Below are 23,844 nucleotides of genomic sequence, written 5' to 3' on the forward strand. Positions count from 1 at the left end.
CCGGATCACCGTCGCCGTTGAGCGCGATCCGTGCCCGACGACCGATCGAAGTCGGGCGATGGGCCGTCTCGGTGCGACATCGCGAGACACCGCATGATCGCCAGCAGCGGAATCGAGAGCGCCACCCAGCTCGCTACCAACCAGATGCCGCCTTCGCCGACCAGCGCGGCGAACAGTCCGAAAACCGTCAGTGCGGCCAGGACCACCGGCCACGACCATTGCCGCCTGAAGCCGTTCATCGGCCGCCCCCAACGACGCCAGCGGACGCGGAACCGGCGCGCCGGCGTCGTTTGACCCACCAGAGATACAGTCCGCTGACGAGAACGACGATCGTCACGATGTCGAGCAGCGCCCAGATGATCTTCAGCGGTAGCCCGCCATAGTCCCCGAAATGCAGCGGCTGCGACAAGAACAACATCGTCGCGTACCACGGCATGTCACGCACCGCGACCACATCACCGCTCGATGCATCGACCAATGCGGGCTTCAGAATCCGGCTGGTGATCGGCGTGCTGCCGGTGAGAAACAAGGCCACGTGCGACGGGGTGGCGAACGGCGTTCCCGGAAACGCGACCGTCATCACATTCATGCCGGGAACAGCCGCGCGCACCTCGCGGAGCACATCGTCGATCGAGGCCCGCCTATCGCCGTTCTCGACCGGCCTGGCCTGCGTCGACATCTCGACGAGCTGATTGGCCTGCCAGGCCAGTTCGATCGGAGCTGCCAGCGTGTTGATCACGCCGGTGAAGGTCACCACCCCGAACCAGGCCAAGGTGACGATGCCGAGCAGATTGTGCAGGTCCAGCCACGCTCGATGTCGCCCGCCACCCCTGCGGACCACCCCGAAATCGAGACGCCGGGTGAAGGGGCCGTAAAGCACCACGCCCGATACGATCGCAACTACCAGCAGCAATCCCATGAAGCCGAGAAACAGCGTGCCCTGCACGCCGGCAAACAGGTCGAGATGCAACCGCAGCATCACGTACATGAAGCCTTCATTGGGCTGCGGAACGTCGAGTTGTCGTCCGGTTCGGGTATCGAACACCTGATAGTGGAATGCCGCAGGGTCGGTCGTCATCGACGGCGCGGTCGGCACTTTCACGATCGGCTGGTCGCGATCGAAGAACAGATACGGCACCACCTCTCCCGGACGCGCGGCCTGCGCCCGGGCGATCATCGACTCCAATGACGAGGTCGCGGCGCCTCCCGCGACATCCTCGAGCCCGAGATCGGGACCGAGTTCGTCCTTGAAGATCAGCGGCAGGCCGGTCAGGCAGAGCAGAAGTGCGAAGACCGTACAGACCAGACTGCTCCACCGATGAATCCACGACCAGACCCGGACGGTGCGCGGCGTCATCGGACCGACAGCTCCCGGCTTCGGCGGCTCACCATCGATACCGGAGCCCGGCCAGGATCGTTCGGCGGTTGCCGAACTGGCAGTAGTAAGTCGACGAACAGCTCGAATAGTACTCCTTGTCGAACAGATTGTTGACGTTGAGCGTCAAGGCCGTGCCTTTCAGGCGGGGCGAGAGATACTCGAGCTCATACTTCAGCGCCGCATCCACGAGGGTGTAGGCCGACGTCTGCAGCGTGTTGGCGTCGTCGCCGTAACTCGCGCCGACATGCCGGATGCCGCCACCGACCGACAATCCGCCCACGGGACCGGACCGGAAAGTGTAATTTGCCCAGACAGAGCCGAAGAAGTCGGGCACCGCTTGCGGCCGATTGCCGATGATCGACGTGGTCGTCGACTGCGTGACGCGCGTGTCGAGGAACGTCACGGCGCCGATCAATTCGAGGCCGTCTGTGACGTTGCCGCGCGCCTCCAATTCGACCCCGGTCGACCGAACTTCACCCTGCTGGACGTTAAAGCCCGCAACGGCGGACGGCGTCAGCACGTTCTGCTGCCGGATATCGAAGACCGATGCCGTCAGCAGGATCGGCAGGGCATTCGGCTGATACTTGATGCCACCTTCATATTGCTCCGCCGTCGTCGGGATGAACGGCGAACCGTCGACACCGACGCCGGCCACCGGCTCGAACGAGGTCGAGTAGCTGACATAGGGCGCGACACCATTGTCGAAGAGATACAGCAGACCGGCGCGGTACGTCGTCTTGTCGGCGGATTGGCTGGTGCCGGAGCCTGCGAGGCGGTTGTCCGTGCTCTGCTCGGTCCAGTCGTGGCGGGCGCCGAGGGTCGCGCGCCATTGACCGAGGCTGATCTGATCCTGCGCGTACAGACCGGTCTGGGACAGGTCCTGCCCGCTGTTGATCAGCGACGTGAGCGTTCCGACCGTCTGGCCGTAGACCGGATTGATCACGTTCAGGGACGTCGCCGCGCCGAGTTGATAGACCCAGTCGCTCCGGGATTGCTGATAGTCGGCGCCGGTGATGATCTTGTGCTGAAGTGCGCCGGTGGAGAGGTCGAACTGCACCCGGTTATCGGTCGACAATCCGCCGACATTCTCGATGGAGCGCACCGCCCAGCGCGGCAACTGGCCGGTCGCCGTGAGCGGCGCGTTCATCTGCAGCGACTGCATATCGATATCGACGTGCGAATAGCGCAGGCTCGACCGAACGCTGACGACGCTGTTGAGGCGTTTGTCGAACTGATAACCGATGCCGTATTGCTCGCGCTGGAACGCATCGAAGCTCGGGTCACCGACATTCAGCTTGGAGTTCAGGAACGACTGGTACTGCGCCGGCGCCAGCGATCTGGCATACAGCGAATTGAAATAGCCGCCCTTCGGATCGCGCTGATAGTAGCTCTGCACCGTCAAGCTGGTGTCGGCGTCCGGCGTCCAGGTGACGGCGGGCGCGACGGCGTAGCGCTGTTCGTCGACGCCGTCGTAGCGCGTGCCGGACGAGCGGCCGATGGCGCTCAGGCTGTAGAGCCAGTGCCCGTCTTTATCCAGGGCGCCCTGGCTGGTGACCCCCGACTGGATGCGGCCGTAGGTGCCGCCCTCGATCCTGACTTCGTTGTAGGGCACGGCGCTGGGCAGCCGGCTGACCTGGTTGACGAGGCCGCCGGGGCTGGTCTGGCCGTAGAGAACCGCCGAGGGCCCCTTCAACACCTCGACGCGGTCGAGCAGGAACGGGTCGATCGACGTGTTGGCGAAGGCCTGGCCGCGCGGCAGCTTCAGACCGTCGAGGAAACTGACGTAGTTGGTCGCGGTGCCGAACGCGCCGAAGCCGCGAATGAAGATGCTGTCGTAGCGCGCATTGGAATCGGCATCAGAGAGGACACCCGCCGTATAGCGAAGGGCATTGCCGACCGTCTGGGCGTTCTGATCGTCCATCTGCCGGCGTGTGATCGTCGAGATCGACTGCGGCGTCTCCAGCACGGGCGTGTCGGTCTTCGTCGCTGCGGTCGAACGCCGGTCGAGATAGCGATCCGACGTGTTGCTGACGCTGGTGACCGCGCGGGGCGCGACCGGCGCGGTCCTCGGCGCCGGTACCGGCTTTGCTGCGCGACGACGCGGAGCGGACCGGCTCGAAGCGCGCTGTGCCGGGCTCACCGTCACGGCCGGAAGCGCAACCGACTCCGCCTGCGAAGACGGCTGCGCCATCGCCTCCGGCACGCACATCGAAGCGGCGGTGAGAGCCGCAAGAACAATTGTATCGCGATAGAGCCCCATGCCGCCGTCCCCGGTGTTGACAATTCGTCGCGGCAATAAAACGGGACGGGACCGTCCTGTCTAGTGCGATTGCAAAGCCAACGCGAACATGAGACTGGAATAGTTCGAAGACCCGCGAGGGTCGGACGAGTTCGAACTGGAAGCTCGGACGGTGGTGCGGAACGTATCCATGACACAAAAAGGCGGTCGTCCGCGCAAAGCCGACGGCGAGGCCAAATCGATTCACATCATCGAGACGGCGTCGCGGTTGTTTGCGCAGCAAGGCTACGCGGCGACGTCGGTCGAACAGGTCGTCGCGGCGTGCGGGGTCGGCAAGGACACGGTGTATCGCCGGTTTCCGTCGAAGCTCGCGCTGTTCGAAGGCGTCGTCGAGCATGCGCGTATCCAGACGCAAGCGCATTTCCATTCGACGATGGCGGCGGCGGAGAAAGGCGACGTGCTGACACAGTTGCGCGCGGCCGCGCGCTGGCTGCTCGCGGTCAATCTCGATCCGACCCTGATCGCTTTCAAACGGATTGCCTTCAGTGAGGCGCTGGTGGTCGGACAATCGGTCGCCGGCAACAAGCACGATCCGATCATGGATCGACTGTTCGCCCTGATCAAAGAGGCGCAGCGCACCGGCGATCTCGCGCCCGGCGACGTGTCCTTCCTCGCGATGCATCTGCTGAACTGCGTGGCCGTGGGCCCGATGATCGACGCCATGCTCGGCCGCACGACCTACGCGTCGACGCGGGCGCAGAACGCCTATTTCGAGACCGCCTGGAAGCTGTTCCTGAACGGAGCTCGTCGCGGCGCGTCGTGATCCGTAAGGAGGAGCCCCTCCCCGCGCGGCGCGTCCGGCGGAGCTGACGAAACACTCTCACGTGGGGCCGAAAAAGACTGAAGGCGGCAGCGTTGCCGCTACCGCCTTCGATCATGATGTATCCGCGATCGATCCGATCGCCGAAGAAGGTGTTTACCAGCGGCGATGGATGTGTCGGTGACCGTAACGCGGACCACCGAAGCGCGGGCCACCGATGTAGCCGGCCCGGATCACGGGCGATCCAGCGTAACCGTAGGACTGGCGATAGCCGCCATACGGACGATAGCCGCCGCCGTAGTAGACCGCACGGGGACGCGCGTAGTAGCGCGGACCGCCATATCCCCAGCCGCCGCCGCCGTAGTAGCGCGGGCCGCCGTAGTAGCTAACGACGCGGGGAGCATAATACGGCGAGCCATAGTACGGTCCACCGCCATAACCATAGCCGTAGCCATACCCAGGACCGTAACCATAAGCACTGGAAGCTGCACCTGCGATCAGCGCGCCGGCGGCAAGGCCGCCGATCAAAGCGGGACCGAAACCGTGTCCGTGTCCATACCGCTGAGCCTGCGCGGGAGCCGATGCGGTGGCCACCGCAAGGGCAGCTACCGCACCAAGAACCAAGCCTGTCTTCTTCATTTCATTTTCCTTCGCGACGTTGCACTGGGCCGATAACGACGAGGATTTTCAAAAGTTGCTGGAACCAATGCAGGACACGCACAAAAAGTGGTGTTTCGATGCAGGTTGACACCTGAAAACCGCGACACGTCGCCGCGATGCGCTATCGAGGCGGCGCCTCAGGGTTTGGCCGGCGGCGCCGCGGCCAGCGGGGTGACGATCTTCAGGGCCTGCAATTCGTCCCGTTTGAACACGAACAGCCGGTCCTTCGGCGTTTCCATGGCGTGGATCCAGACCTGCAGGTCGATCCCCATGTCGCCGAGATAGCGCTGGCAGCGCGCGGAGATCCGCTGCGCGTCGCTCATCGCGTCGCGCGTCGCGGGCGCAGCGGTCGCGCTCTTGGCCGCGAACACCTGATGCACGCCGATCGCCGCCTTATCGCCGGCGTGGCGTTCGATGCCGCCGAAGAACACCAGCGGACAGGACGACGCGCAGTATTTTCCGGCCTCGACCAGCGTGGCGAGTTTGCGGTCGCGGATCAACCGCCCCATCGCGAGCGCGTCGCTGACCGAACCGCCGGGCGAATTCAGCACCACCGTCTTGATGTACTCGCCGTGCCGTTCGATCGCCTTGGCGAAAGCCTCGGAGATGCCCGGCGTGATCGTGCCGGTCGCTTTGAGCCTGCCGCCGCTGATCAGTTCAAACGTCATCGCCTTGCCGAGCGCGCCGTCCGGCTGCGGCAGCGGCGCGAGCCGGTCGCCACCGGGTAGCCATGGCGACAGGATCGCCGGCAGCGTCGGCAATCCGCTCGGCGGGTTGTCGCGCTGGTCCGCCGGAGCCCGCGCACCATCGATCGGCGCAACCCAGCCATTGGCGCCGGCGAGATCGAATGTCAGGGCAGCGATCGAGACCACGACCAGCCCGCGAAACACCAGGCGCAGCACCGCGTCGTCCGGATTGCCGGCCAGCCAGGCATGGAAGCGTTGCGTCAGACCGCCCATCGCACCACGCTTACTTGACGTGCCGCGCCGACGACAGCGCGGTGACGTTTTCGTCGGCCGCAGCGACGGCAGGCTCATCCGCGGTCGCTGGCGCCTTGAAAGGCTCGTTCACTTTCGGCTCGGCCGGCGGTCGCAACGCCTGGCTCGCCAGCTCGACCTCGCGCGCCATCCTGAGCGCCGCCATCATCTCGGCCGCCGTCATCGCCGACGCGCTCGCCGCCGGCAGCCCCTCGCGCCTGATCGCGGCGTGCACCACGCACAGGATCAGCACCAGCACTGCCGGCATCAGGTCGATCGAGATCGCACCGGCCCAGCTCGGAATGAAGTCGCCGGCATAGCGCAGCACGGCTTCGGCCGGTGACAGCGTCTGAAACCGGGCGGGTTCGATCCGCGGCATCTCGAGGATCTTGTCGGCCGCCCCCGCCAGCGATGCCGCCTGCGCGGCGATCGCGCCTTCGACCTTGCCGACCACAGCGGTCTGGCGCTCGGCCAGATCGGCGCTGCGACCACCGGCCGCGGGCGCGATGAACGACGACGACAGCGACGCCGCCGCGCGCTTCACGGCCGGCGCCACCGAGGTCTGCTGCAGATTGGCGATCACCCCCATCAGCGCCAGGGATTCGGTGGCGAAGCCGTCGCTGCGCTCGCTGATCGGGCCGCGCTCCGACACCATCTCGCGCATTCTGGCGAGGTGCTTGCCGCCTTCCTCGAACAGCGACGAGACGCGCTTGCCCGAGGCCTCGACTTCCTTGCCGAGACTATCGAGCTGCCCCGACATCTGTGTCAGCAATTGCACCACGGTGCCGGAGCCCGACGTACCGGTGAGCGAGCCGGCGCGCTCCGCATCCGCCAGCTTGGCGAAGCGCGACGACGCGATCTGGATGTCGGGCAGCAGCCCCTGCGCCGCGATGGCGTTGCTGTTCGCCGCGTCGAGATCGCGGGTGTAGTCCTGCACGGTGATCGCGAGGTGCTGCCGGATCGCCGCGCCGCCGGCCAGCGCCGAGGCGTTCAGCCAGGACGACATCGCCACGATCATCAGCGAGCCGAAAACCATGCAGCCGAACATCAGCACGCGGCCGGTCCGGTCCACGACGTGCGGCATGAACTGCATCAGGAACACCCAGAAGGCGTAGATGCCGACCGACACCGCGACCGAATAGATCAGCGCGGCAAAGAACACCGTGGTCGGGCTGCCGTCGAGCAGTTCGCGCACGCCGAGATAAGTATAGACGCCAGCGGCCAGCGCCAGGATCGCCGTGGTGAGTTTGAGCATCACCTCCAGCCGGGCGACGCCGCGCGACAACAACAGCGACGCTGGAACCGCCGCGCCAGTCGAATGCAGGGGCGTGCGCGAGGACGAAGCGGCCGGGTCGGCGGCAAGGGGCATGGGCATATCCGGATGACGTGACGCTGCGCACGACCAACGCCCCCGTATGCTCGTACTCGCAACGATTAGTTGCAGAATCGGACCAGATTGTGGTCGTGCCGAGCTGCGTCTCCCGGAACCGTGCCCGCAGGTCGAGGCTCGCAAAACGGCTGTGGGCCACCGCGACGCGCCGTCCCCCTCGCTGCCGGGATGTCGTACGGTGCCATCGATTCGCCGCTCAGCCGGCGCTTCATCGACACACCGTGCCCATTGTTTCGAGAGACCTCCAGTGCCGAAAATCGCGTCCATCATCGCCGCCGAACTCGCCGTCCGTGAAGAACAGGTCCAGGCCGCCATCGACCTGCTCGACGGCGGGTCGACCGTTCCGTTCATCGCGCGCTATCGCAAGGAAGCGACCGGGATGCTGGACGACGTGCAGTTGCGCGCGCTGGAAGAGCGGCTCGGCTATCTGCGCGAGATGGACGCGCGCCGGATCGCGATCATCGACAGCATCAAGCAGCAGGGCAAGCTGACGCCCGAGATCGAGAAGGCGCTGCTCGCGGCCGACACCAAGGCCCGGCTCGAGGACATCTATCTGCCGTTCAAGGAAAAGCGCCGGACCAAGGCGCAGATTGCGCGCGAGGCCGGGCTCGAGCCGCTGGCCGAGATGCTGCTGACGAATCCCGACAAGCATCCCGAGACCGAGGCGGCGGCCTTCGTGAAGACCGACGGCGAGCATCCGGTCGCCGACGTCAAGGCGGCGCTGGAAGGCGCGCGCGCCATTCTGGTCGAACGCTTCTCCGAACACGCCGACCTCACCGGCAGCCTGCGCGAAGCGATCTGGAGCCGCGGCCAGCTCAAGGCGAGCGTTCGCACCGGCAAGAAAACCGAAGGCGCGAAATTCGCCGACTATTTCGACTTTTCCGAGCCTTACCAGAAGCTGCCGTCGCATCGCATTCTCGCGTTGCTACGTGGCGAGAAAGAGGAAATCCTGACGCTTGATTTCGGCGACGGCGAGGATCCCGACTCCAAGGAGCCGACGCAATACGAAAACCGCATCGCGGCGACCTTCGGCATCGCGCGCAAGGGACGCCCCGGCGACGCCTTCCTGTCGGATTGCGTGCGCTGGGCCTGGCGCACCCGGATCAAGACCGGGCTCGCGCTCGATACACGGATGCGCCTCTGGCAGCAGGCCGAGAAGGAAGCGGTGCGCGTGTTCGCCGCCAATCTGCGCGACCTGCTGCTCGCCGCGCCCGCCGGAGGCCGCGCGACGCTCGGCCTCGATCCCGGCTTCCGCACCGGCGTCAAGGTCGCGGTGATCGACCAGACCGGCAAGTTCGTCGACCACACCACGATCTATCCGCACGAGCCGGCGCGGAAGTGGAACGAGAGCATGCTCGAGCTGGCGCAGCTCTGCATCAAGCATCGCATCGAGCTGGTCGCGATCGGCAACGGTACCGCGTCGCGCGAAACCGAAAAGCTCGTCACCGACCTGATGAAGCTGAAGCCCGAGCTGAAACTCACCAAGGCGATCGTCTCCGAGGCCGGCGCCTCGGTGTATTCGGCCTCCGAATTCGCCTCCAAGGAATTCCCGGATCTCGACGTCTCGATCCGCGGCGCGGTCTCGATCGCGCGGCGGCTGCAGGACCCGCTCGGCGAACTGGTGAAGGTGCCGCCGCAATCGATCGGCGTCGGCCAGTATCAGCACGACCTCAACCAGCATGTGCTGTCGCGCGCGCTCGACGCCACCGTCGAGGATTGCGTCAACGCCGTCGGCGTCGATCTCAACACCGCATCGGCGCCGCTGCTGGAGCGCGTCTCCGGCATCGGCGAAACGCTGGCGGCGAACATCGTCGCCCACCGCGACGGCAACGGCCCCTTCCCGAGCCGCGCCAAGCTCAAGGAAGTGCCGCGGCTCGGCCCCAAGGCGTTCGAGCAATGCGCCGGCTTCCTGCGGATTCGCGACGGCGAGAATCCGCTCGACGCCTCCGGCGTGCATCCGGAAGCCTACCCGCTGGTGAAGAAGATTCTGGCGGCGACCAAGAGCGACATCAAGGCGATCATCGGCCAGACCAAGACGCTGCAGTCGCTGCAGCCCGCGTCCTTCGCGGACGACAAATTCGGCATCCCCACGGTGACCGACATCCTGAAGGAATTGGAGAAGCCCGGCCGCGATCCGCGGCCGGAATTCAAGACCGCGACGTTCCAGGAGGGCGTCGAGAAGATCACCGACCTCAAGCCCGGCATGATCCTCGAGGCGACGGTGACCAACGTCGCCGCGTTCGGTGCCTTCGCCGACATCGGCGTGCATCAGGACGGGCTGATCCACATCTCGGCGATGTCGGAACGGCGGATCAACGACCCGCGCGAAGTCGTCAAGCCGGGCCAGGTGGTGAAGGTGAAGGTGCTCGAGGTCGACGTGCCGCGCAACCGGATCGGGCTGACGCTGCGGCTGTCGGATCCCATTCCGGCGCCCGGCGAGCGACGCAAGGACGGCGGCGGCAACGCCAAGCTGGTCGATCGCTATCGCCCCAAGCCCGAGCCGAAGAGCACCGGCGGCGGCGCCTTCGCGGCCGCGCTGGCAAAGGCGGCCGAGAACAGCAAGGGCCGCTCGAAGTAAGCGGGAGCCGCCCCCCTTCGGCGGGCCCGCTCCCGCCTGGGTGGCGCCGTGCCTCCGGCAGGATCGCCGGAGGCACGAGGACGCAAGCTGTTACTTGATGTTCCGCTGCACGAAGGCGTGAACCTCGGCGGCGATCAGATCCTTGTCGTGATCGATCGTCGCCACGTGATAGGAACGATTGAGCCACAGCAACTCGATGCGATCGGAGCCGACATTGTTGGCGATCAGGTTGGCGTTGTTGGTCGACAGCACGTGGTCGACCCGCGAATTGATCACGAAGGTCGGGCATTTGATCCGCGGCAGCAATGCGCGTGCGGTGGCCGCGAGGCCCAGCGCATGCTTCATGCAGACCACCGGCACCTCCGGATAGGCGAGTTCTTTGGTCTCGGTATCCATCATGTCGGAACCGATGCCGGGGATCGTCTCCGGCAGGCCACGCGCATAGGCGATCGACGCCATGTCAGGCGATTCGATCTGCGCCGCCGCGTTGATCGGGATCACGCCGCTGACCTTGTCCGGATGCATCGCCGCCAGATACAGCGACAACGTGCCGCCCATCGACAGGCCCGCGACGAACACCTTGTCGCATTTGGCTGAGATTTCAGCGAGCGCGTCTTCGGCGGCAGCGGCCCAGTCGGCCGCGGTCGTCTTCGCCATCGCCGCGGGCGAGACGCCGTGCCCGGGAAGACGCGGGCCGAGCACGGTGTAGCCCTGCTCGCCCAGACGTTCGCCGAGATAGCGCATGCTCTGCGGACTGCCGGTGAAGCCGTGCACCAGCAGGACGCCGATCTTGTTGCCGTCGAAGGAAAACGCTTCTGCGCCGGGTAGGACCTCGTCGCTCATCTCGACCTCCATGTCGTGTTGCCACCGATCTTTGCCGGTTCGAGGAATGAATAGGCGATCACCGCGACGACCACAAATCAGCCCCGTCACCGCATCCGACACCGACGAGCATCATGGAGCCGGTCCGGGGCTGCCGCCATGGCTTGCTTTAGATCAAATTCGGCAATGCTTCGACGTGCTTAGTATTGCATTCCCCTCAAGGAACACGCCCCTCGTCATGACCCACCCGACCGGACTGCGGACACGGGGCCTGCTCGGCGCGCTCGCCCTGGCCCTCGGCCTCGTGCTGCCGAACACGTCGGTCGCCGGCGCCGCCCGGATCGCGTCGATCAACATGTGCACGGATCAGATTCTGATCGCGGTGGCCGATCCGACGCAGATCGTCGGCCTCGGCCCCTACGCCCGCGATCCGCATCTGTCATGGTCTGCGACGCAGGCGCGCGACTACCCGCAGCTGTCGGGTGAAGCCGAAGACCTGCTGCTGCTGGCGCCCGATCTGGTGCTCGCCGGCCGTTACGGCAAGGCGGCGACGCGCGAGCTGCTCCGGCACCAGGCAATCGCCGTCGAAGAGTTCGATGTCCCGAACAGCATCGACGATGTGAAGCAGCAGATCCGTCGTGTCGGCGACCTCACCGGCCACTCCGAACGCGCCGATGCGATCATCGACCGGATCGATCGATCGGTGGCCCGCACCCGCGCGGTCACGGCGCGGTGGCGCGACCGCATTCTTCCCGTATCGCGACGCGGATGGGTCGCGGGCAACGACGGCTTGCTCAGTTCGCTGCTGGAGGTCGCCGGTCTGTCCAACGCGGCGACGGAGATCGGCCTCACCCACGGCGGCTTCGCGTCGCTGGAGGCGATCGTCGCCTCCCGCCCGGATCTGCTGCTCGTCGCCGACGACAAGGCTTTCGCGGAAGATCAGGGCAAGGCGCTGCTGTTGCATCCCGCGATCCAGCAAGCCTATCCGCCGAGCCGTCGCCTGGTGTTTCCGGATCAGCTGACGATGTGCGGCGGGCCGATGCTACCCGCAGCACTCGATCAGCTCGCCGATTCGATCGAGCGGATTCACCGCGAGGATGGCGCATCCCTGCCGCGGCAGCGCCCCTGACCGGCGCCTTCGCGCGTCGCGCAGCAACCAAGCATCACTCCGAAGACGCTTCCTTGATGCGCTTCGGATCCTGATCGCCACCATCCCACAATTTCGGTTTTTCGAGCCAACGCTGGATGAAATTCCAGGAGCGGCGATAGCCGTTGTGCGGCAGCGTGCAGGCGCTGCAATCCTTGCGCTTCAGGCCGTTGCGATCGGTGAACACCTGGTACGGACCAGGGCACTCATAGGCGATCAGCGGGCAGTAGCAGAATAGGCAGTTGAACTCCCGCGCCACGCCGGGATGGCACGGCAGGAAGGGGCAGGCCTCGTTGGTGAAGCCCTTGAAGGCCTCGTTTGTCGTGGTGTCTTTGGGTTCCATGCCCACTCCATGGCGAAGCCATTAGCGGCCCCGCATTGGCGCACAGGCGTGCGTCGTGCGGCCCGCCCGATCAGGGTGGCGAGCAACGCGCGACAATGACCGCCCGCGACGCCGATCGATCTGGCGATATCAGCAATCTGCGCTGCGACGACGGCGAACTACGTCCGATTGATCATGGAATTCTCCGCTGTCGACCCACCCGTCGACATCAAGTGGACGATTGCCTGCGGCCGGTCTCCTGGCTCGCGGATATGGTCCGGATCGCCTTCCCGAGCGCAAAACGATCGCTCAGTGGCAGCTTGATCGCGGACGATCCGCCTACAGTTGCGGGGGCAGCCGCGGAATTGGCGAAAGCTCGCCGCACCGCATTCCCTGTTTCACCTCTCTTTCGAGAGGCACCGAAGGCATGGCAAACAGAGCACGCCTCGCATCCACGCGCAAGCGCGATGCGGTTTCGGGAGCGACTACCAACATGCGCGGTGACGTCCACCGCGCACGGCAGGGAGCATTTGCACCTTCGTCGTAGAGCCCGACTCTCGCCTCCTCTCATCTTGCGTCCGGCGGGTCGTCGTGCTCTTGTCGGATCGTCTACGGTGCCTCTCGCGAGAGAGGTGAAACAGGGAATGCGGTACGGCGCGAAAGCGCCAAAGCCGCGGCTGCCCCCGCAACTGTAAGCGGATCGTCGCCGATCACATGCGCCACTGAGTCCGCCAAGACGGCCTCGGGAAGGCGATCGGGACAACATCCGCGAGCCAGGAGACCGGCCGTAGATTCGTGCAATGCCATTCGACGGTGGGTCGAAGAAGGACGTTCAGATGCCGCATCAGCTTTCCACGTAGTTCTCACCGCATCGCAATCGGTTTCGCTTCGTCGTGCTGCCCGAGCTTGCTCGCAACGGCGCGAGGAGACGTCCGTCCGATCACCTCGACGCGTCCACCGCGCAGGCGGAGGCACGCGTGCGTCCGTTGCTATCAACCCATCGCGGTCTCATGCACGCTCCACGTTCCAGCCCGCCATTCTGCGCCATCGCTCCGGTCGATCACGCGCTCGAACCGACCCTGCGCGCCCGGATCGACGCCAAGGCCAAGCCGCCCGGCTCGCTCGGCCGGCTGGAAGATCTCGCCGTGCAACTCGGGCTGATCTGGCATCCGGCGCCACCGCGCGCGGACCGCGCCACGGTGTTCGTGTTCGCCGCAGATCATGGTCTCGCCGCCGAAAGCGTGTCGCCCTATCCGGCGAGCGTGACGCGGTCGATGGTCCGCGCCTATCTCGCCGGCTGCGTCGGCGTGAACGTGCTGGCGAAAGCCGCCTTCACCGACCTCTGCGTCGTCGATGCGGGCATCGACGATGACCTGCCGCCCTGCCCCGGGCTGATCGATCGCAAGATCCGGCGCGGCACCCGCAATGCGAGCCGCGAGCCGGCGATGTCGATCGACGAGGCGCGGCGCGCGATCGACGCCGCCGTCGCGCTGGTCAGCGACGCGATCGACGGCGGCGTCGACATCGTGGCGATCGGCGAGATGGGCATCGGCAACACCACCTCGGCCGCGCTGATCACCCATCGTCTCGCCGCAGCGCCGATCGCCGACTGCGTCGGCCGCGGCGCGGGGCTCGACGCCGCCGGCGTCGCCCACAAGCTCGCGATCGCGGAGAAGGCGTCAGCGCGCACCACGGCCACCGCCCCGCTCGACGTGCTCGCCGAATTCGGCGGCTTTGAAATCGCGATGATGGCCGGCGCCGTTCTGGCGGCGGCGGCGCGGCGCCGTCCGGTGGTGATCGACGGCTTCATCGCCAGCGCCGCAGCGCTGGTCGCGGTGCGGCTGCATCCCGAGGCGCGGGACTATTGCGTGTTCTCGCATCGCTCGGCCGAGCGCGGCCACAAGGTCCTGCTCGAGACGATGGCGGCGACGCCCTATCTCGATCTCGGCCTGCGGCTCGGCGAAGGCACCGGCGCGCTGATGGCGATTCCGCTGGTGCGCGCCGCCGCCGGAATCCTCACCGACTTCGCCGACCTCTCCGACGTTCTGGCCGGCACCATCGGCACGCCGTCGTGACCGAACGCATCCGGCCGCTGCTGAACGCGATTCAGTTCATGACGGTGTTGCCGACGCGGGGAGCCGCGCGCCTCGACGCCGATTGGGTGTTGTCCGCAGTCAAGTACTTCCCCCTCGTCGGCGCAATGATCGGCTTCGTCTGCGCCGGCGTGTTGCTGATCGCCTCGACGATCTGGACCGGGACTGTGGCCGCCACGCTGGCGATTCTCGCGGGCGTGATCCTCACCGGCGCATTGCACGAAGACGGCGTCGCCGACACCGCCGACGGCTTGTTCGGTGGCCGCACGCGCGAGCAGCGTCTGCTGATCATCAAGGACAGCCGGATCGGCAGCTACGGCGCGGTGACGCTGGTCGCGAGCCTGCTCCTCCGCATCGTGGTGCTCGCGAGCCTGCCCCCCTGGCTCGGCGCAGCCGCATTGGTGGCCGGCCACAGCCTCGGTCGCGCCGGCATCGTGCTGGTGATGTCGGTGCTGCCCTATGCTGGCAACGTCGCGACCGCCAAGCTGAACTACCCGACGCAGCGGATCGGCACCGCCGACGCCATCGTGGCCGCGGCGTTCACGGCGCTGGGGATGATGTGGCTGGTGATCGGCGATGCCGGTGCGGCGGCCTGCGGGCTGGCGGGCGCCGTGATCGCGGGGCTGCTACCTGCTCTGGCGGCGCATCGTCTGCTCGGCGGCTATGTCGGCGACGTACTCGGCGCGACCGAACAACTCGCCCAGATCGGACTGTTGCTCGGCGTCGCGGCGATTGCAGGCGGGAGTCAGATCTGATGCGCCGGACCATCGCGCCAGTCGAGCCGCAAGCAGAACGGCGCGGCGTCGCCGTCATACTCGACTCCCCGCCCGATGTGCTCGATCGCCTCGACCATGCGACCGTTGCGCGCGAGAATGTCATCCGCAATCGCCACCATCAGCCGGTTCGGCGTCGCCACCGGCGAACAGCGGCGCAATTCCTCGGCGATCGCGTGCTCGTCGCCCGGCGCGCGCGCGCAGGCGATGATATAGGCCGCGGCCGGCGAGCGGCTGACGCCCATCCAGCAATGCACCAGAACGTCCTGACCGCTTTCACAGCCGTGCGCGAATTCGATGATGCTGCGCACGATCGCATCATCCGGCGCGACATGGACGGAGCCGGTCTCGACGACGTCGTTGAAAGCGAGGATCAGCCGTTGTTCGGGCAGCCAGGCCTCGTTGAAGACGACTCGCTGCCACGGCGCCATCAAGGACAGCGACCGCGCCGGCCGCAGCCGCGCGACGAGATCCTGAGCATGGCTGAGGGCGCTGACGATGATCACGCCGGCGTCGTATCGCCGACGCGGCGTCTGCGTCAAGCCGGCTTCGCGTTGCATCGCCATTCGTCCGCCCGCTCCTGCTTCCCCTCCTATCGAGTTTCCCGATGACCACACCCGACGTCGATGAGTTGATCTCCCGCATCCATTTCACGCCGCGCGCGACCGCAGGTCCGCGGCGCGCCCGCGCGCTGATGATCCAGGGCACCAGCAGCGACGTCGGCAAGAGCATGGTGGTCGCCGGCCTGTGCCGCGCCTACAGCCGCCGCGGGCTCGTGGTGCGTCCGTTCAAGGCGCAGAACATGAGCAACAACGCGGCGGTCGCCGACGATCCCGATCTGCCGCCCGGCCCCGACGGCGAGGCCGCGCGCGGCGAGATCGGCCGCGCCCAGGCGCTGCAGGCGCGCGCGTGCCGCACGACGCCGTCGATCCACATGAACCCGGTGCTGCTCAAGCCGCAGACCGAGATCGGCGCGCAGGTGGTGCTGCGCGGCCGCGTGCTCGGCAATTGTCCGGCGCGGATCTATCACCACATGCGGCAGCGGCTGATCCCCGCGGTGCTCGACAGTTTCGAGCGGCTGGCCGACGAGGCCGACCTCGTGCTGGTGGAAGGCGCCGGCAGCGGCGCCGAGGTGTATCTGCGCGCCTCCGACATCACCAATATGCGTTTCGCCGAAGCCGCCGATCTGCCAGTCGTGTTCCTGTCCGACATCGACCGCGGCGGCACGATGGCGGCGCTGGTCGGCAGCTACGTGCTGCTGAACGACGGCGATCGCGCCCGCGTCGCCGGCTATCTGATCAACAAATTCCGCGGCGACTTCTCACTGTTCGAGCCCGGCTGCCGCACCATCACCGAGCAGACCGGCTGGCCGTTTCTCGGCGTGCTGCGCTGGTTTCCGGGCGCCGACCGATTGCCGGCGGAAGACTCGCTGGCGCTGGAGCGGGCGGCGGCCGCGAGCCGCGGCCGGATCAGGATCGCGGTGCCGCGGCTGCAGCGCGTGGCGAATTTCGACGATCTCGATCCGCTGGCGGCCGAGCCCGACGTCGATCTGCGCTGGATCCAGCCCGGCTCGCCGATCCCCGGCGACGTCGACGTCGTGGTGCTGCCCGGCTCGAAAGCGACGCGCACCGAACTCGATCTGATCCGGCGCGAAGGCTGGGATATCGATATCCTGGCGCATGTCCGCCGCGGCGGTCGCGTCGTCGGCCTGTGCGCGGGCTTCCAGATGCTGGGACGGGTCGTCCGCGACCCGAGGGGCATCGAGGGACCGCCCGGTGAAACGCCTGGCTTGGGTCTGCTCGATGTCGAGACGGAAATTTCGGACGACAAGCGGCTGATCGAAATCGAAGCCGTCGACCTCAACGGCGGCTGTCGCGTCACCGGTTACGAGATGCACATGGGCCGGACTACCGGAGCCGGTCTGGCGCGGCCGTGGTTGCTGCTCGACGACGGGCGCGACGAATCACGACCGGAGGGTGCGGTGTCGGCGGACGGCCGCGTCATGGGCGCCTATCTGCACGGCCTGTTCGTCGGCGACGCGTTTCGCTCGGCCTGGCTCGGCGAACTCGGTGCGGCGAGGTCCGGCCTCGACTTCGAGCGCCGCATCGAAGACGCGCTCGACGCGCTCGCCGACCATTGCGAAGACAATCTCGATCTCGACGCGCTGCTGGCGCTGGCGCGCTAGCGACGGAGGATTGCCGCGTAGCGCGCCGATGCCACGCGGCGCCTGCGATCGATCGATGACCTTGCGCGACGCGTCCGCGCCGGCGATTCAGAGATGCATCACGCCGAGACCGATCCGCTCGTGGTTGGTCTCGGGCAGAAACGCCGATTCTCCATAGGCGGCTACGACCACCCAATGCCCGTCGGCGATGATGACGACCTTCACCTTCAGGCTGCTGTCGCCGGGAACGGTGGGAATCAGTCCGCTCAGCGCCTCGAGACCGGCGTGGATCAGCGCGTGCGTGGCTCCGGATCGATCCTCGATGGTGCCGTGTTTCAGCGCCGCATTGAGAATGCTGCGTGGAAACGTCTTGTTGATCTCGGTCTTGCGACCGCTCACCCAGGTCACCGAGAACTTGTAGTTCGTCTCTTTCGATATTTTCGCCTTGAAGCTGGCTTCCTCTTCTTCAGAGGTCATCGCGAGCATAATCGCCACCTTGCCGATCCGATCGGCACTGAGCTCCAATTGCAACGGCTTGTTCCTTTGTATCGTGGCGTACAATTCGGCGCGAACCTGACACCGGGCCGGACCGCCGTCAAGTAAGTACGAGCGGTCCGCGCACGGCAGAAACGCCGTGACACACACGATATATTGGACGGATGAACTTCCGTTGTGGTTACTCGGTTTGATACATGTCTAATCGCCTCCGATCCGCTTGCAGGCCGTGCAAATCACACGCGCTCATTGCGCGACGCCGGTCATCGAGGCCTCGCCGAGGCCGGAATCAGAGCCTCGGCAAAGTCAGCATCGCCTCGACCCGCTGCACGATCAGGACGGTGAGCACGGCCTTGATCAGATCGCCCGGCAAGAACGCCAGCGAGCCCAACATCACCGTCGCGACGTTGATGTGACTGACCGCTGCGAGCCACAGAATGCCGCCGAGGTGAAGAACGATGATCCCTCCGAAGATCGTCGCCGCCAGATAGGCGATCCCGCGCCACAATGGCCGCTGCAACGCCTCGGCACGCATCGCCAGGAAGCCGACGGCATAGGCCGCCGGCGCCCAGGCGAGCAGATAGCCGACGGTGGGACCGGCGAACACCGCCAGTCCGCCGCGACCGCCGGCCAGGACCGGCAGGCCCGCAGCGACCAGCGCCAGCACCGTGAGGCAGGCGAGCGCCCCGCGTTTCGGCCCGAACATCAGACCGACCAACATCACGCCCAACGACTGCAGCGTGATCGGCACCGGCAACACGCCGACGACGATCGGCGGAATGGCTCCGAGCGCCATGATCAGGCCGGCGCCGAGGCCGACCAGGGCGAGATCGCGGGTGCCGAAACGCGCGGCGGATTGTGACATCATGGTGCAGTGTCTCCTCTCTTGCCGCCCCCGACCTCGAGAGCCGAAACGTCGTAGGGCACGGCGCCACACGCGCGACGCGCTGCGCGACGCTGCGCACGGCTCTCGGCCGACGCCGCCACGGCCACCGGCTGCCGGCCTTGACGCGGCGGCGGACCACGCAGGTCGATCGCGTCGGCCAGATCCTGCGCGCGCAGGATGATCTTGACGACCAGCGGCACCGCCAGCGCGACGATCGAACGATCCAGTCCCCGCACCCGCTGGGCCTCACGGATCGCGGCGATTTCGTCCAGGATCAGCGGCACGAACCGGATCGCCAGGGTCAGCGTCAAGCCGGCCCGCTCGGCATCGAGCAGCCCGATCCATTGCAGCGGACGCAGCGCCGTTTCGATCGCGGCCGTCATCGCCGGCACCGTCGAACTCGTCGTTACCGCCTGGGCAAATCCGATCAGGATCATCAGTCGCGTGGTGACGGCGGCGGCGGACGCGAGACCATGGCTCCAGTAGTCGAACAGTCCGATGCATCCGACGATGATCGTCGTCCCCTTGAGCCCCGCCCACAGCGCGCGGGGCGAGGCGCCGGTCAGCATCAACGCGCAGGCGGCCGAAGCGACGCCGCACGCCAGCATCCACGGTCTGTCGATGAAGGCGACGCTTGCACCCAGGAGTGCGAGCAACGCGAGCTTCCAGCCGACCGGAACGGCGACGAGCGGCGCCGAGGCGCCCCAGCGTCGCACAGCACCGATCATCGGCACAGCTCCCGGTAGCGCGCGATGGCCTCCGCCGGCGCCGCATCGACGACGACGCGCCCGGACTCGATCACCAGCACGCGGTCGAAATCCTCGACCAATTCAAGATCGTGGGTCGCGACGATCGCCTGTTCTGACATCCCGGCCAGCAGCCTGCGAAACCGATTGCGGTTGGCGAGATCGAGCTGCGACGTCGGCTCGTCGAACAGGATAGTCGGCGGTTCGCGCGTCAGCACGCCGGCCAAGGCGACGAGTTGCCGCTCGCCGCCCGACAATTCATGAACCCTTCGCGCCGCCAGATCGCCGATGCCGAGCCGGTCCAGACTAGCCGCGATCCGCGCGGACACCATCTGACGCGACAGGCCCCTCGCCTTCAGGCCGAAGGCGAGATCTTCGTGGACGATCGGATACACGATCTGGTTGTCGGGCGTCTGGAACAGAAAGCCCATGCGGTCGCGCACCGCGACGCAGTCGTGATGCGGATCGAGGCCACCGACCGTTACCCGCCCCTGCGACGGAGCGATCAGTCCGATCATCATCCGCAGCAATGTCGACTTGCCGGATCCGTTTTGCCCGAGGATGCCGATCCGGGCCTCGTCGATGCGAAAATCGACTCGGCGAAGAACCTCGCGCCCGTCGCGAGCCAAACGCACGTCGGAGAACACGATCGCCTGGGCGCCCGGCGTCGTCGACATCGGGGCTCGCCGCGCGAGCGCGTCCGCGCCAGATCGACCGACCTCGCAGTGAGCCGTTGAAGTGATACCCATGGCAACCTCAAGAGCAGCGACGGCTTTCGCCGCAAGTCCTACTGGGCGAACGGCCGCGGCGAACGCATCGCCACGGCCGATCTTGTCGTCAGTACGTCAGATCAGCCGAAGATGGCCTTCATGACGAGGTAGAGGATCGATGGACACACCAGGCAGCCGAAGCCGGTGTAGAACGTCGCCGTCAAGGCACCGTAGGGCACCAGGCGAACGTCGGTGGCGGCCAGACCCGCGGCGGTGCCGCTGGTGGTGCCCATCAGACCGCCATAGACCATCGCGGCGGCCGGATTGGTCAGGCCGAACGGCTTGGCCAGGAACGGCGTCAGGATCATCACCGCGATCGACTTGACGACCCCGGCGGCGATCGACAGCGCGATCACATCCGAGGTCGCGCCGAGCGCCGAACCGGTCACCGGGCCGACGATGAAGGTCACCGAGCCGGCACCGATCGTGGTGAGCGAGACGGTGTCACGATAGCCGAACGCATAGGCGACGCCGACACCGACGATGAACGCCAGCACGGTGCCGATGACCAGCGCCAGAACGCCGCCGAGGCCGGCCTTCTTCAGCTCTTCGAGGCGCACGCCGAAGGCGGTCGACACGATGCAGAAGTCGCGCAGCATCGCGCCGCCCATCAGGGCGAAGCCGGCGAACACCGAGATGTCGGCGATGCCCCTCTTGCCGCCGGTGCTGATGCCGCCGTAATAGGCCAGCGCCAGACCGATGATGATCGCCACCGCCGAACCGTGGATGCGGTTCTTGGTGACGTGTTTGGAGAACGCGTAGCACAGCCAGGTCAGCAGGCCGACCAGAACGAAGGCGAAGATCAGCTGACGCGGGCCGATCAGGTCATTGATGAAATGTGTCATGTCATTGCTCCTGATCAAGCTGCCTTAGCGGGCTTTGCTGCCGATTCCGTCGGCGCGGCGGCTTCATCGCCGAACGACGATGTCTTCGATCCGGCGAGGATCGACAGCGGCCGGATCAACGCGAAGCAGATCACGACCGACGCCAATCCAGCGATGAACGCGATCCATCCACCCGACATCGCCGCGGCGACGTTCTGAGTGGCGGCCATTGCGATCACGACCGGAATGTACATTGCGTTCCAGAACATGATGCCGTCTTCCGACGCCTTCGGAAACCAGCCCATCTTCTTGAACCAGGGCGTCGTGAACACCAGCAACAGCATGGCGAAACCGACACCGCCGATATCCCCGGGAATGCCCAGCGCCAAGCCGAGGCCGAGGCCTATCGACGTGCCGATGAACATGCAGAGACCGAGGACCATCACACCATAGATGACCATTTCAATTACTCCCCCACACTGAGTGCGGCCGATCGAGCCAGTGCGTCGGTCACGATCTCAGGTTAAGCTTCAGCATTCACGCGCGAGCCAACTCGTGCGTGTCGGATGGAACGTATTGCTGCCGAGGCGGCGGCCTGCGCGATGCAGACCGACGCCCCGGCAGTTCGCTTACTCGACGACGACGATCAGGGCGCCGGGTTTAACCCTGTCACCGACGGCGACTGCGATCGATTTGACGGTGCCGTCGATCGGACAGACCAACGGGCTCTTCATCTTCATGGCTTCCAACACCGCGACGGGCGTACCCGACTTGATCACGTCGCCGACGGCGACTGCGATCGACTCGACCTTGCTCGGCATTTTCGCTTTCAGATCCATTTCAATTCTCCTCAGTGGTGATGAGCTCGTCCGATCTGAACGAGCATTCGGATTGGTCCAGGGCGCGCATGACGGTCGCCTTGTCCAGCAGATGGACGCCATCGATGCCGCGGCCGAGGACCGTGGCTGTTGACGACATCAGTTCGTCGAGCTTGATGCCGAGACCATTCGGCAACGTCACTTCGACGTCGAACTTGCGACCGTGTTCGATGCGCAGGTGTGCGACACCGGCGTGCAGAGATCGAAGCGCGGCGCAATTTCTCGGGCGCACGACAGCGTCGACGTCCGAAGTCGATTCCAGATAAGGCAGCCCTGTCAGCACCTGCAGCGCGGCCGAGCCGAACAGGCCGACCACGATGCCGAGCGAGTCGCACAGCCCGCGTAGCGCCAGCAGCGCGGCGGCCGCCTCGAAGCGCGCCGGCCGCAACCGCGCCGCCACGTCGTAGGGCGAATGCGCCCGACCGATGCGGCTCGGCGGCAATGCGAACGACGCACGGACCCGCACGCCGTCGTAGCGGAACGGAAACGACACACCGAGCTGGACGTAGCCGTCCGGCAACGGCCCCTTCGGCGCACAGACGATGCCGGGTATCGCCTCGGCGGCGAACGTCCGGTGCACCATCGCTTCGAGGTCCGGCAGCCTGAACGGCGCGGGCAATCCGCGACAGACGGTCTCGGCGGAACGAAGTCGTTCCTCGACCGAGAACTCCACCATGGTATGTCGTCGTCCCAACATCGTCCTCAACTCCGTCGCGATCGTCACAGCGACCGCGCATGAACCGGCTCCTCGCCGGCCGCTCAACTCAGCGCTTCTTGGCCCAGACCGGATCGGTCTTGGAGGTCGACTGGACGTCCAGCTGGGCTTTGACCAGATCGTCGAAGGCCTGCGTCTTCACAGGGCCGGTGATACGTAGTCGTACGGGGTCGATCGTCTCGGCACCGGCTCCGGGCACCAGGCGCAGCTCAGTGGCATCGCACGAGGTCTGAAGATTCCGTGAAACTCTCACCACGCGGCTCTTGATACGAAGAATGGTGCGCGCGGCACGCTCGATAGTCTCGTGCGAGGCGACGGGCGTCTTCTCGACGACGATTTCGTATTCCGGATAGGTGCGTCGTCGACGATAGGTGATGATCTTCCCCGCCGGATCGCAGACGTGGCCCGTTTCGGAGATCGGGAAACTGTCGCCCATCGGCAGCCCGCCGACCACCAATTCGCAAAACCCCTCGCCCGCCGGCGACGGCACCAACGACAGGTCGTCGCGCATCGGCTTGCCGTCGAGCGTCAGCCAGCCGAATTCCTGGCAGCCGTAGAGATCGTGGACTTGGTAGTTCTGCACGGCGACCTCGGCGATCAGCTCGAGATCGAGCGGCGTGCCGGCCACCACGATCCGACAGCTCGGCGGCAGATCGGCGGCGAGGCCGAGTTGCTTGGCCTCGGCAAGGCTCGCGCGAATGAACGACGACTCGCCGAGCACGATCTGCGGACGCTCGCGACAGAACGCGGTGATGAAAGCCGCCCGGCTCGAGCGCTCGAGGAAGAACCATTCGATGCCGCAGCGATCGAGGGCTTCTTTCGAAAACACGTTCACCAGCGGTGGATAGGTCACGAACATCCGGTCGCCCGGTTTCGCGCCGATCGCCGCCATCACCCGACGCGTCGCTTCGCAACGCGCCTCGATCTCGCTGTGTGCGACGCCGACGATGTTCTGGAACGCGGACGATCCGGTCGTGAACGTCACGTAAGCGAGGTTGAAGGGGGTGTGGATTTCTTCGATCACGTGCGCCGCTGTCGGACCGGAGATGCCTTTCGCCGTGAGGTTGCGGCGGGGCATTTCGGCAAGTGTCGGCGCCGTGCTGAAGCTGTCAGCCGCGGCTTCGTAGCGATCAAGTGCGTCGGACATGAAACCCACTCCCCCTTCAG

General features: G+C 66.2%; 24 protein-coding genes and 2 riboswitches. Of the genes, 6 read left to right on the forward strand and 18 right to left on the reverse strand.

Going from position 1 to position 23,844, the window contains the following annotated elements:
- Positions 1–5: 5 nt before the first annotated feature.
- Genes RPB_RS16495 through RPB_RS16505 form a run of 3 tightly spaced genes read right to left on the reverse strand, consistent with a single transcriptional unit; the run spans position 6 to position 3,638 of the window.
- Positions 6–239: a hypothetical protein gene (locus tag RPB_RS16495; protein WP_011442150.1), complete on the reverse strand. Its 234-nt coding sequence runs from the start codon at positions 237–239 to the stop codon at positions 6–8.
- Positions 236–1,357: a PepSY-associated TM helix domain-containing protein gene (locus tag RPB_RS16500; protein ID WP_011442151.1), complete on the reverse strand. Its 1,122-nt coding sequence runs from the start codon at positions 1,355–1,357 to the stop codon at positions 236–238. Before RPB_RS16500 ends, RPB_RS16495 begins: the two co-directional genes overlap by 4 nt.
- Positions 1,358–1,385: 28 nt before the next feature.
- On the reverse strand, positions 1,386–3,638 hold the full coding sequence (locus RPB_RS16505) for a TonB-dependent siderophore receptor (protein ID WP_011442152.1): 2,253 nt from the start codon (positions 3,636–3,638) through the stop codon (positions 1,386–1,388).
- Positions 3,639–3,807: 169 nt separating this feature from the next.
- On the opposite strand from RPB_RS16505, the gene RPB_RS16510 reads away from it, so the two are divergent.
- Positions 3,808–4,440 (forward strand): TetR/AcrR family transcriptional regulator, encoded by a 633-nt coding sequence (locus tag RPB_RS16510; RefSeq protein ID WP_011442153.1) that lies wholly within the window; start codon positions 3,808–3,810, stop codon positions 4,438–4,440.
- Between the two features lie 153 nt (positions 4,441–4,593).
- Here the strand turns inward: RPB_RS16510 and RPB_RS24230 are convergent, their stop codons facing one another.
- The 3 genes from RPB_RS24230 to RPB_RS16525 form a co-directional block, all read right to left on the reverse strand.
- Positions 4,594–5,076, reverse strand: a complete 483-nt coding sequence (locus RPB_RS24230; protein WP_011442154.1) for a hypothetical protein — start codon at positions 5,074–5,076, stop codon at positions 4,594–4,596.
- 158 nt (positions 5,077–5,234) lie between these two features.
- The gene (locus RPB_RS16520; RefSeq protein ID WP_011442155.1) at positions 5,235–6,056 is read right to left on the reverse strand and encodes a hypothetical protein; all 822 of its coding nucleotides are present in this window, start codon (positions 6,054–6,056) and stop codon (positions 5,235–5,237) included.
- A gap of 10 nt (positions 6,057–6,066) precedes the next feature.
- A complete protein-coding gene (locus RPB_RS16525; protein ID WP_011442156.1) occupies positions 6,067–7,449 on the reverse strand; it encodes a hypothetical protein in 1,383 nt (460 codons plus the stop codon).
- 262 nt (positions 7,450–7,711) lie between these two features.
- Between RPB_RS16525 and RPB_RS16530 the strand changes: the two genes are divergently transcribed.
- Positions 7,712–10,042, forward strand: coding sequence for a Tex family protein (locus RPB_RS16530; protein WP_041798298.1), 2,331 nt, complete (start codon positions 7,712–7,714; stop codon positions 10,040–10,042).
- A 90-nt stretch (positions 10,043–10,132) separates the two neighbouring features.
- Here the strand turns inward: RPB_RS16530 and RPB_RS16535 are convergent, their stop codons facing one another.
- On the reverse strand, positions 10,133–10,885 hold the full coding sequence (locus RPB_RS16535; protein ID WP_041798806.1) for an alpha/beta hydrolase: 753 nt from the start codon (positions 10,883–10,885) through the stop codon (positions 10,133–10,135).
- Here RPB_RS16535 and RPB_RS16540 point away from each other — a divergent pair.
- A complete protein-coding gene (locus RPB_RS16540; RefSeq protein WP_349644112.1) occupies positions 10,833–11,993 on the forward strand; it encodes an ABC transporter substrate-binding protein in 1,161 nt (386 codons plus the stop codon). The genes RPB_RS16535 and RPB_RS16540 overlap by 53 nt on opposite strands.
- 34 nt (positions 11,994–12,027) lie before the next feature.
- Here the strand turns inward: RPB_RS16540 and RPB_RS16545 are convergent, their stop codons facing one another.
- Positions 12,028–12,354, reverse strand: coding sequence for a cysteine-rich small domain-containing protein (locus RPB_RS16545; RefSeq protein ID WP_011442160.1), 327 nt, complete (start codon positions 12,352–12,354; stop codon positions 12,028–12,030).
- A 211-nt stretch (positions 12,355–12,565) separates the two neighbouring features.
- A riboswitch (cobalamin riboswitch) is annotated at positions 12,566–12,772 on the reverse strand.
- A gap of 156 nt (positions 12,773–12,928) precedes the next feature.
- Positions 12,929–13,137, forward strand: a riboswitch (cobalamin riboswitch).
- A gap of 206 nt (positions 13,138–13,343) precedes the next feature.
- Here RPB_RS16545 and cobT point away from each other — a divergent pair.
- Positions 13,344–14,408: a nicotinate-nucleotide--dimethylbenzimidazole phosphoribosyltransferase gene (cobT, locus tag RPB_RS16550; protein ID WP_041798299.1), complete on the forward strand. Its 1,065-nt coding sequence runs from the start codon at positions 13,344–13,346 to the stop codon at positions 14,406–14,408.
- Positions 14,405–15,181, forward strand: coding sequence for an adenosylcobinamide-GDP ribazoletransferase (gene cobS, locus RPB_RS16555; protein WP_011442163.1), 777 nt, complete (start codon positions 14,405–14,407; stop codon positions 15,179–15,181). Before cobT ends, cobS begins: the two co-directional genes overlap by 4 nt.
- On the opposite strand, the gene RPB_RS16560 is transcribed toward cobS, so the two are convergent.
- Positions 15,172–15,765: a tyrosine phosphatase family protein gene (locus RPB_RS16560; protein WP_011442164.1), complete on the reverse strand. Its 594-nt coding sequence runs from the start codon at positions 15,763–15,765 to the stop codon at positions 15,172–15,174. The genes cobS and RPB_RS16560 overlap by 10 nt on opposite strands.
- A gap of 41 nt (positions 15,766–15,806) precedes the next feature.
- Between RPB_RS16560 and RPB_RS16565 the strand changes: the two genes are divergently transcribed.
- Positions 15,807–17,384, forward strand: a complete 1,578-nt coding sequence (locus tag RPB_RS16565; RefSeq protein WP_011442165.1) for a cobyric acid synthase — start codon at positions 15,807–15,809, stop codon at positions 17,382–17,384.
- A gap of 87 nt (positions 17,385–17,471) precedes the next feature.
- Here the strand turns inward: RPB_RS16565 and RPB_RS16570 are convergent, their stop codons facing one another.
- From RPB_RS16570 to RPB_RS16610, 9 genes are all read right to left on the reverse strand, one after another.
- On the reverse strand, positions 17,472–17,858 hold the full coding sequence (locus tag RPB_RS16570; protein WP_283804831.1) for a HutP family protein: 387 nt from the start codon (positions 17,856–17,858) through the stop codon (positions 17,472–17,474).
- A gap of 289 nt (positions 17,859–18,147) precedes the next feature.
- Positions 18,148–18,726, reverse strand: coding sequence for a biotin transporter BioY (locus tag RPB_RS16575; protein WP_011442167.1), 579 nt, complete (start codon positions 18,724–18,726; stop codon positions 18,148–18,150).
- Positions 18,723–19,472 carry an energy-coupling factor transporter transmembrane component T family protein gene (locus tag RPB_RS16580; protein ID WP_011442168.1) on the reverse strand — a complete coding sequence of 250 codons (750 nt, stop codon included), beginning with the start codon at positions 19,470–19,472 and terminating at the stop codon, positions 18,723–18,725. The genes RPB_RS16575 and RPB_RS16580 overlap by 4 nt, the downstream gene beginning before the upstream one ends.
- Positions 19,469–20,167: an energy-coupling factor ABC transporter ATP-binding protein gene (locus RPB_RS16585; protein WP_157038840.1), complete on the reverse strand. Its 699-nt coding sequence runs from the start codon at positions 20,165–20,167 to the stop codon at positions 19,469–19,471. Before RPB_RS16585 ends, RPB_RS16580 begins: the two co-directional genes overlap by 4 nt.
- A 173-nt stretch (positions 20,168–20,340) precedes the next feature.
- Positions 20,341–21,105 carry a malonate transporter subunit MadM gene (madM, locus tag RPB_RS16590; protein ID WP_011442170.1) on the reverse strand — a complete coding sequence of 255 codons (765 nt, stop codon included), beginning with the start codon at positions 21,103–21,105 and terminating at the stop codon, positions 20,341–20,343.
- Between the two features lie 14 nt (positions 21,106–21,119).
- Entirely contained in the window at positions 21,120–21,545 is a 426-nt protein-coding gene (gene madL, locus RPB_RS16595; RefSeq protein WP_011442171.1) for a malonate transporter subunit MadL, read from the reverse strand.
- 168 nt (positions 21,546–21,713) lie between these two features.
- Positions 21,714–21,923: a biotin/lipoyl-containing protein gene (locus tag RPB_RS16600; protein ID WP_011442172.1), complete on the reverse strand. Its 210-nt coding sequence runs from the start codon at positions 21,921–21,923 to the stop codon at positions 21,714–21,716.
- Between the two features lies 1 nt (position 21,924).
- Positions 21,925–22,659, reverse strand: a complete 735-nt coding sequence (mdcG, locus tag RPB_RS16605) for a malonate decarboxylase holo-[acyl-carrier-protein] synthase (RefSeq protein WP_157038841.1) — start codon at positions 22,657–22,659, stop codon at positions 21,925–21,927.
- 67 nt (positions 22,660–22,726) lie between these two features.
- Positions 22,727–23,824 carry an AMP-binding protein gene (locus RPB_RS16610; RefSeq protein WP_011442174.1) on the reverse strand — a complete coding sequence of 366 codons (1,098 nt, stop codon included), beginning with the start codon at positions 23,822–23,824 and terminating at the stop codon, positions 22,727–22,729.
- Between the last annotated feature and the right edge of the window lie 20 nt (positions 23,825–23,844).

Source organism: Rhodopseudomonas palustris HaA2 (assembly GCF_000013365.1).
Taxonomy (GTDB): Bacteria; Pseudomonadota; Alphaproteobacteria; order Rhizobiales; family Xanthobacteraceae; genus Rhodopseudomonas; species Rhodopseudomonas palustris_J.

Bases quoted from the DNA above. Each gene is read 5' to 3' on its own strand.
- madM (WP_011442170.1), bottom strand. From the start codon at position 21,105: ATGACACATTTCATCAATGACCTGATCGGCCCGCGTCAGCTGATCTTC.
- mdcG (WP_157038841.1), bottom strand. From the start codon at position 22,659: ATGTTGGGACGACGACATACCATGGTGGAGTTCTCGGTCGAGGAACGA.
- RPB_RS16575 (WP_011442167.1), bottom strand. From the start codon at position 18,726: ATGATGTCACAATCCGCCGCGCGTTTCGGCACCCGCGATCTCGCCCTG.
- RPB_RS24230 (WP_011442154.1), bottom strand. From the start codon at position 5,076: ATGAAGAAGACAGGCTTGGTTCTTGGTGCGGTAGCTGCCCTTGCGGTG.
- RPB_RS16520 (WP_011442155.1), bottom strand. From the start codon at position 6,056: ATGGGCGGTCTGACGCAACGCTTCCATGCCTGGCTGGCCGGCAATCCG.
- RPB_RS16560 (WP_011442164.1), bottom strand. From the start codon at position 15,765: ATGGCGATGCAACGCGAAGCCGGCTTGACGCAGACGCCGCGTCGGCGA.
- RPB_RS16580 (WP_011442168.1), bottom strand. From the start codon at position 19,472: ATGATCGGTGCTGTGCGACGCTGGGGCGCCTCGGCGCCGCTCGTCGCC.
- RPB_RS16500 (WP_011442151.1), bottom strand. From the start codon at position 1,357: ATGACGCCGCGCACCGTCCGGGTCTGGTCGTGGATTCATCGGTGGAGC.
- RPB_RS16535 (WP_041798806.1), bottom strand. From the start codon at position 10,885: ATGAGCGACGAGGTCCTACCCGGCGCAGAAGCGTTTTCCTTCGACGGC.
- RPB_RS16495 (WP_011442150.1), bottom strand. From the start codon at position 239: ATGAACGGCTTCAGGCGGCAATGGTCGTGGCCGGTGGTCCTGGCCGCA.
- RPB_RS16600 (WP_011442172.1), bottom strand. From the start codon at position 21,923: ATGGATCTGAAAGCGAAAATGCCGAGCAAGGTCGAGTCGATCGCAGTC.
- madL (WP_011442171.1), bottom strand. From the start codon at position 21,545: ATGGTCATCTATGGTGTGATGGTCCTCGGTCTCTGCATGTTCATCGGC.
- cobT (WP_041798299.1), top strand. From the start codon at position 13,344: ATGCACGCTCCACGTTCCAGCCCGCCATTCTGCGCCATCGCTCCGGTC.
- RPB_RS16565 (WP_011442165.1), top strand. From the start codon at position 15,807: ATGACCACACCCGACGTCGATGAGTTGATCTCCCGCATCCATTTCACG.
- RPB_RS16585 (WP_157038840.1), bottom strand. From the start codon at position 20,167: ATGTCGACGACGCCGGGCGCCCAGGCGATCGTGTTCTCCGACGTGCGT.
- RPB_RS16610 (WP_011442174.1), bottom strand. From the start codon at position 23,824: ATGTCCGACGCACTTGATCGCTACGAAGCCGCGGCTGACAGCTTCAGC.
- RPB_RS16505 (WP_011442152.1), bottom strand. From the start codon at position 3,638: ATGGGGCTCTATCGCGATACAATTGTTCTTGCGGCTCTCACCGCCGCT.
- RPB_RS16525 (WP_011442156.1), bottom strand. From the start codon at position 7,449: ATGCCCATGCCCCTTGCCGCCGACCCGGCCGCTTCGTCCTCGCGCACG.
- RPB_RS16510 (WP_011442153.1), top strand. From the start codon at position 3,808: ATGACACAAAAAGGCGGTCGTCCGCGCAAAGCCGACGGCGAGGCCAAA.
- RPB_RS16545 (WP_011442160.1), bottom strand. From the start codon at position 12,354: ATGGAACCCAAAGACACCACGACAAACGAGGCCTTCAAGGGCTTCACC.